The organism is Arenimonas sp. GDDSR-1 (genome assembly GCF_025980345.1).
Lineage (GTDB): Bacteria > Pseudomonadota > Gammaproteobacteria > Xanthomonadales > Xanthomonadaceae > Arenimonas.
The window spans coordinates 1-8,338 of the sequence record NZ_JAPDUI010000072.1; the positions used below are offsets into that span (position 1 = coordinate 1).

The 8,338-nt window shown below is 64.7% G+C and carries 9 protein-coding genes; 4 read left to right on the forward strand and 5 right to left on the reverse strand.

Features of this window, described 5'->3' with window-relative positions; translation table 11 throughout:
- From Q0W88_RS09575 to Q0W88_RS09585, 3 genes are all read left to right on the forward strand, one after another.
- Window positions 1–1,724: molybdopterin dinucleotide binding domain-containing protein (locus Q0W88_RS09575; RefSeq protein ID WP_297802837.1), on the forward strand; the 1,724-nt coding region annotated here is incomplete at its 5' end.
- On the forward strand, window positions 1,721–2,458 hold the full coding sequence (locus tag Q0W88_RS09580) for a 4Fe-4S dicluster domain-containing protein (protein WP_297802840.1): 738 nt from the start codon (window positions 1,721–1,723) through the stop codon (window positions 2,456–2,458). The genes Q0W88_RS09575 and Q0W88_RS09580, both read left to right, overlap by 4 nt.
- A complete protein-coding gene (locus Q0W88_RS09585; protein ID WP_297802844.1) occupies window positions 2,458–3,348 on the forward strand; it encodes a DmsC/YnfH family molybdoenzyme membrane anchor subunit in 891 nt (296 codons plus the stop codon). The genes Q0W88_RS09580 and Q0W88_RS09585 overlap by 1 nt, the downstream gene beginning before the upstream one ends.
- Here Q0W88_RS09585 and Q0W88_RS09590 read toward each other — a convergent pair.
- From Q0W88_RS09590 to Q0W88_RS09610, 5 genes are read right to left on the reverse strand one after another with little or no spacing between them, the layout of a single operon-like run.
- Window positions 3,342–4,358 (reverse strand): glycosyltransferase, encoded by a 1,017-nt coding sequence (locus Q0W88_RS09590; protein ID WP_297802846.1) that lies wholly within the window; start codon window positions 4,356–4,358, stop codon window positions 3,342–3,344. The two genes, Q0W88_RS09585 and Q0W88_RS09590, sit on opposite strands and share 7 nt — an antisense overlap.
- A gap of 17 nt (window positions 4,359–4,375) precedes the next feature.
- A complete protein-coding gene (gene hemC / locus Q0W88_RS09595; RefSeq protein ID WP_297802849.1) occupies window positions 4,376–5,287 on the reverse strand; it encodes a hydroxymethylbilane synthase in 912 nt (303 codons plus the stop codon).
- Window positions 5,288–5,321: 34 nt separating this feature from the next.
- Window positions 5,322–6,044 carry a LytTR family DNA-binding domain-containing protein gene (locus Q0W88_RS09600; RefSeq protein ID WP_297802851.1) on the reverse strand — a complete coding sequence of 241 codons (723 nt, stop codon included), beginning with the start codon at window positions 6,042–6,044 and terminating at the stop codon, window positions 5,322–5,324.
- Window positions 6,028–7,062, reverse strand: a complete 1,035-nt coding sequence (locus tag Q0W88_RS09605) for a histidine kinase (RefSeq protein ID WP_297802854.1) — start codon at window positions 7,060–7,062, stop codon at window positions 6,028–6,030. The genes Q0W88_RS09600 and Q0W88_RS09605 overlap by 17 nt, the downstream gene beginning before the upstream one ends.
- Window positions 7,059–7,724: a dienelactone hydrolase family protein gene (locus Q0W88_RS09610; RefSeq protein WP_297802857.1), complete on the reverse strand. Its 666-nt coding sequence runs from the start codon at window positions 7,722–7,724 to the stop codon at window positions 7,059–7,061. Before Q0W88_RS09610 ends, Q0W88_RS09605 begins: the two co-directional genes overlap by 4 nt.
- A gap of 77 nt (window positions 7,725–7,801) precedes the next feature.
- Here Q0W88_RS09610 and Q0W88_RS09615 point away from each other — a divergent pair.
- A partial coding sequence (locus Q0W88_RS09615) for a hypothetical protein (protein WP_297802861.1) occupies window positions 7,802–8,338 on the forward strand: 537 nt, incomplete at its 3' end.

Genomic DNA, 8,338 nt, shown 5'->3' on the forward strand with positions numbered 1-8,338 from the left:
TGGCCGCCGAGCTCGCCAAGGCCGCATTCGATCATAATCGCAGCCTGCCGATTGCCTGGACCGACAGCAACGGCAAGCGCCATGCCGACATGCCGATGCGGCCGGTGGCCATGCATGCCATGCGCGGCATCAGCGCGCACGCCAACGGCTTCCAGACCTGCCGCGCCATCCACCTTCTGCAATTGCTGCTCGGTGCGGTCGACGCCCCGGGCTCGTTCCGTTACCAGCCGCCGTTTCCGCGCCCGATTCCGCCGGCCAACCGGCCCGGCCGCACGCGCGATGACCAGGGCCGCTTGAATGCGATGCCGCTGGGCTTCATCCACGGCCCGGAAGATCTGCTTGTCGATGACGCCGGCCAGCCGCTGCGGGTGGATGAAGCCTATTCCTGGAAGTATCCGCTGGCGGTGCACGGCATGATGCATACCGTGCTGCGCAATGCCCATTCCGGCGCGCACGGAAAAATCGACGTGCTGATGATGTTCATGGCCAACATGAGCTGGAACTCGGCGATGAACACGCATGAAACCCTGCACTGGCTGACCGACAAAGACGGTGACGGCAACTACCGGATCCCCTACATCATCTACGCCGACGCCTACGCCAGCGAGATGTGCGCCTATGCCGACCTGATCCTGCCGGACACCACCTATCTGGAACGCTTCGATGCAGTCAGCATGCTCGACCGTCCGATTTCCGACGCCGACGGCGCCTCCGATGCGCTTCGCCATCCGGTGCTGCCGCCGGACCGCGACGTGCGCGGCTTCCAATCGGTGCTGATCGATCTCGGTGCGCGTCTGGGCCTGCCCGGTCTGGTGCATGCCGATGGCGCGCCGCTGTACCGCGATTATGCCGACTACATCATCCGCCACGAGCGTGCGCCCGGCGTGGGACTTCTGGCCGGCTGGCGCGGCAGCGACGGCAACAGCCATGGCAAGGGCGCGTCGAATCCGGAACAGCTGCAGCGCTACATCGACAACGGCGGCTTCTGGCATGCCGCGGTTCCGGAATCCGGGCGCTATTTCAAAATGGCCAACCGCGATTATCTGGAATGGGCGAAAGCCATGGGTTTCATCGCCAGCGCCGAACCGGTGGTGCTGCAGCTGTATTCGGAAACCCTGCAGAAATTCCGTCTGGCCGCCGAGGGCTTCGGTGCCGTGCAGCCGCCCGAGGCCGAGCGCGGGCGCGTGCGGCGCTATTTCGATCCGCTGCCGTTCTGGTATGCGCCGTTCGAGCACGCGCAGACCGATTCGACCGAATTCCCGCTGCACGCGCTGACCCAGCGTCCGCCGTTCATGTACCACGCCTGGGGCTCGCAGAATGCCTGGCTGCGGCAGATCATGGCGCGCAACTTTCTTTACCTGCACCCGGACACCGCAGCACGCTACGGCCTGGCCGACGGCGACTGGGCGGAACTGCGCTCGCATCTGAGCGCCATCACCGTGCCGGTGAAACTGACCAACAACGTGCAACCCGATACGGTCTGGACCTGGAACGCGCTCGGCAAGCGCAAACGCACATGGGGCCTTGCCGCGGACGCACCGGAAAGCAACCAGGGCTTTCTGCTCAATCCGCTGATTTCCGATCTGACCCCGGATGCCGATTACGCCAATGCCGACCCGATCACCGGGCAGGCGGCCTGGTTCGATCTGCGCGTGGCCCTGCGCAAAGTGGCACCGCAATCCTTCAGCATGCCGCAGTTCACGCCGCTGGGAGCCACGGCATGACCGCGCTGCCGGCCACCGGCGGCAAGAAGCTTGGCCTGCTGATCGACCTCGACATCTGCGTCGGTTGCCACGCCTGCGCCGTGGCCTGCAAGGAATGGAACGACCAGGGCATTTCCGCGCCGCTGCCGGACAGCGATGCCTACGGCGCCGCACCGGACGGTGTCTGGTTCAACCGCGTGCACAGTTACGAGCTGGAAGCGCTCGACGCCCAGCCCGCCAGCACCCTGCACTTCCCGCGTTCCTGCCTGCATTGCGAAACACCGGCCTGCGTCAGCGTGTGCCCGACCGGTGCCAGTTACAAGCGCGCCGAAGACGGCATCGTGCTGATCAACCCGGACACCTGCATCGGCTGCAAGCTGTGCTCCTGGGCCTGCCCGTACGGTGCCCGCGAATATTCGCCGAGCGAAGGCATCATGAAGAAATGCACGCTGTGCGTGGACCGCATCTACAACGAACGCATTCCCGAGGCACAGCGGCAACCGGCCTGCGTGCAGGCCTGCCCGACACGGGCCCGCGGTTTCGGCGACTTCAACGACCCGGACTCCGAGGTGTCGGTCCGTTCACGCGAACGCGGCGGCATGGCCTTGATGCCGGAGCTCGGTTACCAGCCGGTCAACCGCTATCTGCCGGCGCGCAGCAAACAACCGGTCTGCGCCGAGGCGGAAACCGAGCGCCTCGATCCCGCCCAACTGCCCGGCGCCCTGCGCTGGCTCGACAAAATCCTGAGCCGCTGATGCATCCCGCCCTGTCCGTCATATTCTTCAGCACCTTGTCCGGCACCGGTTACGGCCTGTGGTTCTGGTTCGGCGCCTCCCTGCTCGGCCACGACCGTGACTTCGGCATCCGGGATTACGTCACGCTCGCCATGGGCGCCCTGTTCGTGACCGCCGGACTGCTCAGTTCGACCCTGCATCTGGGCCGGCGCGAGCGCGCCTGGCGTGCGTTCTCGCAATGGCGCAGTTCATGGCTGTCTCGCGAAGGCATTCTTGCGGTGCTGTGCTACCTGCCCGCATTGGCATTGGTGTTCTTTCCGCAGCACGGCGCGGTCCAGAAGATCCTGGCCGCCATGCTGATGACACTCAGCATGGGCACCGTGGTCTGCACCGTAATGATCTACCGCTGCCTGAAAACCGTGCCGGCCTGGCGGCATGCCACCGTGGTTCCCATTTACCTGATGAGCAGTATCTATACCGGCGGCCTGTGGCTGGCCAGCATCTATGCGATCTGGACTTTCGCGCCGGTGCTTGCGATTTTCGCGATGCTGATTCTCTGGCTGATGACCCGCTACTGGCGCAACAACGACCTGCCGCTGGCGGTGTCGCGCAGCAGCGCGCTGGGCCTGCCGCAGGAACGCAGCGTGCGTGTGTTCGAACATCCGCACACCGAGGCGAACTACATCACCCGCGAAATGGTGCATGTGCTGGCCCGCAAGCACAGCGCGGTTTTCCGTGAATGCTGCCGCGGCTTCGGCTTCGCATTGCCGCTGATCGCCTGCCTCGGTGCCTGGACGCTGAATCTGCCCTGGCTGTACAGCGTGGCGGCGGTTTCCGGCATGCTCGGCGTGTTCATCGGGCGCTGGCTGTTCTTCGCCGAGGCCAAACATGTGGTGAGTCTGTATTACTGAGCCCCGGACAAGTACTGCAGCGTCGCCTGATGCGCCTGCTGGATTTTCCACGCATACACGCTCTCATCGACGAACAGCGAACACTTCGGGTACGGGCTGCGCCGGTGATAGCGCTGCAGGAGTTCGGTACCGAGATTCAACGCGGCCTGCCACTGCCCGGCGCCCTGAAGCAGCAGCAGAACGTTCAGCAGGTGCTCGGCACGCTCGGGTTCAAATGCCGATGCTTTCAGATATTCCGCGATGACCGCCTGCGCCGGAAGGCGCAGCCGCTCGCACATCAGGCCGGCCATGAACTGCGCGTAGTAGCGCTCCTCGTGGTAGCCGTCATTGCGTCCGGCACGCTCGCGGTAGGCAATCAGTGCCCTGCCGTGGTCGCCGGCATCGCGGTAACTCTGCGCCAGATAGAACAGGTCACGCGGATCGTCCCCGTGCGCATAGGCCGCTTCCAGTAGCTGCGCATGCCGGAGATATTTGGCGCGGAGACCTTCCGCCCAGGAATTGCCGTCGGAATGGACCTGCACAACAGGCTGCTCGAGTGAACCGATGGAAATCGCTTCGCTGCATTGCAGGCGCTCATGCACCACGCCCTGCCAGTGGAAGGGTTTGCCGCAGCGGAAAATGCAGGCACGCGGATAAGCGATCTGTTCAACCCTGACGGTCAGCGTATAAAGATCGTGTTCACCCAGACCGGCGCGGAAAGCGGCGCCATCGAATGCCGGCGGGAGCAACAGCTGTTCATCGCAGTCGATCCAGAAGCCGTAATCCGCCTGCCCGGAAAGCAGGTCGAGCGCGGCGTTTCGGGCATCGGCGAAATCCCGGAACGGATGCTCCCGGATTTCTCCGGGTATGCCGCGGGCGGCGAAGAACTCGCGCACGATGCGGATGCTGTCATCGCGGCTGCCGGTATCGACCACGGTGTAACGGTCCAGCAGCGGAACCACGCTTTCCAGCAACCGCGGCAACACGGCGGCTTCGTCTTTCATGATCAGATTGAGCGCAATGCTGGCCATTGCCGGGGCCGCGCCGGTCAGAGGCGCAGCAGGTCGGCCGCACCGAGCGCGAACAGCTTTTCGGCAACGGCACCACCGATAGCCTCGGGATCGGCGGCGTCGCCATCGGCATCGGCTTGTATGGAACGCACGTTTTCGGCATCACCGACCCATCCGGTAAGCCGCATCCGGCCGTCGGTCAGTTCGGCATAGGCCGCCACCGGCACCTGACAGGATCCGTGCAGGGCGCGGTTCATGGCGCGCTCGGCGCGCACGCGCAACTCGGTCGGGCGATGGTTCAATGCGGCGAACAGGGCGGCGGTTTCCGGATCGCCGCTGCGGCACTCCACGGCGATGGCGCCCTGCGCCACTGCCGGCCACCACTGCGGCGCCGCCAGCTGCGAACGGATGCGGGAGTGCAGACCGAGCCGTTCAAGACCGGCACAGGCCAGAATGATGGCATCGTACTCACCGGCCGCGCATTTGGCCAGACGCGTGTTGATGTTGCCGCGCAGATCACGTAGCTGCAGATCAGGGCGTAGCTGCTTCAGCTGCACCTGCCGGCGCTGGGACGACGTACCGACCACCGCGCCGGCCGGCAATTCCGCGAGCGTCGCGTACTGATCCGAAATGAAAGCATCGAAGGGATTGTCACGCGCGAGTACCGCGGCCAGCGCGAATTCCGGCTCGAGCTGCATCGGCACATCCTTCAGCGAATGCACGGCGGCATCGGCGCGGCCTTCCAGCATGGCCACTTCCAGCTCCTTCAGGAATAGGCCCTTGCCGCCGATCTTCGACAGCGAGACATCGAGGATCTGATCGCCGCGGGTGGTCATCGGCACCGGTTCGACCTGCAGGCCGGGATGCGCCGCGCGCAGCAGCGCGGCGACATGGTTGGTCTGCCAGAGTGCGAGCGTGCTTTCACGGGTGGCGAGGCGGAGTATCTTCATCGGTGCATTATCGCATTGCCGGCGCCGGCCGGCATCAATTTCCCTTGAACCAGTCCTTGAGTTCGCCGGCGCAGCGGCGGCTGACTTCCAGTGGCGTCGCGCTGTCCTTCAGCAGCGCCCAGATCCGGCCCTCGCCGTCGCGGCGCAGTTCGGCCAGCTGCGCGCGGTTGACCAGGCAATTGCGGTGGATGCGCAGCAGGCGTGCGGGATGCTGCTGCTCCAGATCCTTCAGCGACTGGTCGAGCACATGCTCGCCGCCGCGGTGATGGACGATGGTGTATTTGTCATCGGCATGCAGGTAGTGGATATCGGCCAGTGCGATGCGGCGGATGACGCCGCCGAAGGAGGCGGCCACGAAATCCCGGGCTTCTTCGCTGGCCGGTGACCGCTTCAGACGGATGACGCGTTCGATGCTTTCGCGCAGACGCTCGCGGCGTACCGGTTTGAGCAGGTAATCGACGGCCTGGGCTTCGAACGCCGCCACCGCATGCTGGTCGAAAGCCGTGCAGAACACCACCAACGGCGGATTCGGCAGGCTCTGCAGGCGTCTGGCCAGGTCCAGTCCGGATTCGCCCGGCATGGCGATATCGAGCAGGAGCAGATCCGGCTGCTGCGATTGGGCGAGACTGAACGCCTGATGGGCATTCGCGGCGGTGGCCAACACCCGGCAGTCGGGCATGTCGGCCAGAAAACCGGCCAGCCGCTCGGCAGCCAGCGCCTCATCATCGACTACGACGATCTCAAGCGGCCTGTTCATGCGGAATCCCGATCCGGATGCAGAACAGGCCTTCGTTGCCGTCCGTGGTGAGGTGGGCGCTATTGCCGTAGTAAAGCGCCAGACGGCGGCGGATCGAGGCCAGCGCATGGCCGTGGCCCGCGATGGTCTGGCCTTCGGCGACGGGATTGCAGACGCTCAGCTGCAGCAATGCCGGACCGGACTCGGCCGTGACCCGGATTTCACCGCCCACCGGCAGCAGGGCGATGCCGTGGATGACTGCATTCTCGAACAGCGGCTGCAGGGTCAGGCGCGGCATGCGGATATGCAACGGAAGATCGGCCGGCAATTGCCAGTCGATGCGCAGCCGCGAACCGAGCCGGAGCTGCTCGATGGCGAGATACTGCCGAGCAATCTGCAGCTCTTCGGCCAGCGTCGCTTCGGCATTTTCATCACCGAGGGCGGCGCGGAACAGATCGGACAGATCCTCGATGGCGGTTTCCGCGGTCTGCGGATCGCGCCGTACCAGGGCGGCGATGGTATTCATCGAATTGAACAGGAAGTGCGGATTGATGCGGGCCTGCAGGGCCTGTAGCGAAGCCTTGGCATTGGCGCGGACCTGATCGCGCCACTGGTCGCGGATATAGAAATAGCGCAGCATCACCGCCGAGAGCAGCGCCATCATCAAGGCGGTGCCCAGGCAGAACTGCGCCGGATGCAGATGCTGCAGCGCGCGGTACTGCAGTTCGCGGTCGAGAACATACACCAGCCAGGCCGCCAGCGCCGAGAGCATGCCGCTGAGCGTGGCCGCCAGCGCGTACGACAGCGGCGAGCTGAAACGCGACAATACCGGACCGGCTTTACACAGCAGCAGTGCCGAGGCCAAGGCCAGCCACTGTGCGAATGCCGACGCTGCCAGAAAGCTGGTCAGGCTGGCCGGATAAACCCCCAGCGGGGACAGGAACAGCAGGATCACCGCCAGCTGGGTGATGCCGCAGACCGCCGCGATGCGCGGCAGTCGGCAGAAATCAGGCAGCAGGGAGCGACTGTCGGCCGTCATCGCAGACTGAAGCGCTTGTCCAACCAGTCACCGAGATCACGGATTTCCTCGGCACAGACGCTGTGCGGCATGGCATAGGTTTTGAATTCGACCGCGAGACCGAGCGCCTGCAGCTGCTGGCTGCTGCGCTCGCCCAGCGCCAAGGGCACCACCGGATCCTGCCGGCCGTGCGCCATGAACACCGGAACCGTCCTGCCGGCTTCGGTCAGCTCGGCGGCATTGGCCGGGCCGAGCGGCAGGTAGGTGGACAGTGCGGCCACGCCGGCGATCGGCAGGCGTAGACGCAATGCGTGCGCGAGAACGACGGCACCGCCCTGCGAGAAGCCTGCCAGGATGATGCGCGACAGCGGAATGCCGCGGTCGCGTTCACGGCCGATCAGCGCATCCAATTCCGCCATCGATTCGCGGATGCCGGCTTCATCGGCGCGTTTGTCGATTTCCACGCCGACGATGTCGTACCAGGCGCGCATGGCCATGCCGCCGTTGATGGTGACCGGCCGCACCGGCGCATGCGGGAACACGAAGCGGATGCCCGGCCAGCCCTCACGCACCAGTTCGGGCACAATCGGCGCGAAGTCGTTGCCGTCGGCGCCCAGACCGTGCAGCCAGATGATGCTCCAGGCGGGGTATTTCGAGGTGAGATGTTCGACGGTCTGCAGCATCGATGATCCTTGATGGCGAATTCGTCCATAATAAGCCATCGCCATCGTTTTTCCCAACACACGGCACCGGACCGGGCATGCTCTGCAGCCACAGTAAACGCTTCCTGTACTTCAAGACCAAGAAGACCGCCGGCACCTCGGTCGAGATCTATTTCGAACCGCATTGCCTGCCGCCGGGCAGTTGGCGGCCCGAACATGCCCGCGCCGAAACCGTGAGCGCCTATGGCATCATCGGAAGCCGGATGCGCGGCCGCAGCGGCACCGACGCCTGGTTCAACCACATGCCGGCGGCGCTGGTACGCGAACGCATCGGCCATGAAATATTCGAGTCCTACTTCAAATTCTGCGTCATCCGGAACCCTTACGACAAGATGGTGTCACGCTTCTGGGGCGATCCGCGCCATTCCGAAGACGAACGCCTGGCGCTGCTTGCCGCGCCGTTCGCCACCGTGACCGCACGTTTCCGGAACTTTCTTCTTGCCGGCACGAAACGCTTCGCCGATGACCGCGATGTCTACTGCATCGACGGCGAAGCGGCGATGGACCGATTCATCCGCTATGAATGCCTTCATGAAGACCTGCAGGCGGTATGCAGCCATCTTGGCGTGCCTTAT

Coding starts and splice junctions, on each gene's coding strand:
- Q0W88_RS09580 (WP_297802840.1), top strand. CDS start 1,721: ATGACCGCGCTGCCGGCCACCGGCGGCAAGAAGCTTGGCCTGCTGATC.
- hemC (WP_297802849.1), bottom strand. CDS start 5,287: ATGAAGATACTCCGCCTCGCCACCCGTGAAAGCACGCTCGCACTCTGG.
- Q0W88_RS09585 (WP_297802844.1), top strand. CDS start 2,458: ATGCATCCCGCCCTGTCCGTCATATTCTTCAGCACCTTGTCCGGCACC.
- Q0W88_RS09605 (WP_297802854.1), bottom strand. CDS start 7,062: ATGACGGCCGACAGTCGCTCCCTGCTGCCTGATTTCTGCCGACTGCCG.
- Q0W88_RS09590 (WP_297802846.1), bottom strand. CDS start 4,358: ATGGCCAGCATTGCGCTCAATCTGATCATGAAAGACGAAGCCGCCGTG.
- Q0W88_RS09610 (WP_297802857.1), bottom strand. CDS start 7,724: ATGCTGCAGACCGTCGAACATCTCACCTCGAAATACCCCGCCTGGAGC.
- Q0W88_RS09600 (WP_297802851.1), bottom strand. CDS start 6,044: ATGAACAGGCCGCTTGAGATCGTCGTAGTCGATGATGAGGCGCTGGCT.